The organism is Microbulbifer okhotskensis (assembly GCF_023895975.1).
Classification (GTDB): Bacteria; Pseudomonadota; Gammaproteobacteria; order Pseudomonadales; family Cellvibrionaceae; genus Microbulbifer; species Microbulbifer okhotskensis.
The window spans coordinates 1-856 of the sequence record NZ_JALBWM010000325.1 but is presented as its reverse complement, the minus strand read 5'-3'; the positions used below and the strand labels follow the sequence as shown (position 1 = coordinate 856).

At 42.6% G+C, this 856-nt stretch carries 1 protein-coding gene; it reads left to right on the top strand.

Translation table 11 applies throughout. The annotated features are described in order from the left end of the window. Positions 1-370 precede the first annotated feature (370 nt). Entirely contained in the window at positions 371-823 is a 453-nt protein-coding gene (locus tag MO867_RS22335; RefSeq protein WP_252473267.1) for an AEC family transporter, read from the top strand. The last annotated feature ends 33 nt before the right edge of the window (positions 824-856 follow it).

The following is an 856-nucleotide window of genomic DNA, read 5'->3' as shown; positions in this document are numbered from 1 at the left end:
TTTTAGGTCTATTCTGTTCGTTTTTACACCGATTTATATGGGACAGCCCTGCCCCTGTAATGAATTTAAAAGAGTTTCAGATGAATTTGTAAGTGCGAGACGGTTAACTGGGGTATCGCACCGGTTAAGGTGCTGGCCAGGCAGTGTTGATGTGAAATTGCCTGGTTGTCTCTCTAGTAATTTTGTATCTATTAGAGTTCCTTGTCCAAAAAGATTTTTCTTCTCGTTGGCTGGTTTATACCTTGCTGTGAGGTTTTGATTTTCGGTGGAAGCTTTATTCGAGAATGTTATTGAGATTGTAGGGCCTGTATTTATTTGTGTCTTTGTTGGGTATTTGTTTGCTAGGAGCCGACAGGAGCTGGATACTAGGATGGTATCCAAATTGATGGCTCATATTGGCTATCCGGCTTTGATATTGGATCATATGCTTGGCCAGAAAGTAGAGCTGGATAAATTCTTGTGGATGGTGTTTGTTGCCGTCCTGATGTATTCTTTGATGTCGCTACTGGGGTTGTTTTTTTTGCGAATGTTTAGGCAAAATATACCGACATATTATTCATGCTTGAGTATGAATAATACGGGCAATATTGGCTTGGCAGTTTGTGCCTTGGCCTTTGGCCACGCTGGTATCTTATATGGTATTGCTTTCGTGGTGGTGGGTATATTGTTTTTCTTTGTGGTGGCGCCGGGGGTAACTTCAGGGGTATGGTCAGCCAAAGAAGTGTTTCTGAGCCCCGCATTATATAGTGTTGCCTTTTCAGTGATTGCGATGATTTATAATGTTACCGTTCCCAAGCCCATTATATCCTGCATTCAACTCTGAAGTGCATCACCCTTTAGGCTGCTGCAGCAGCCG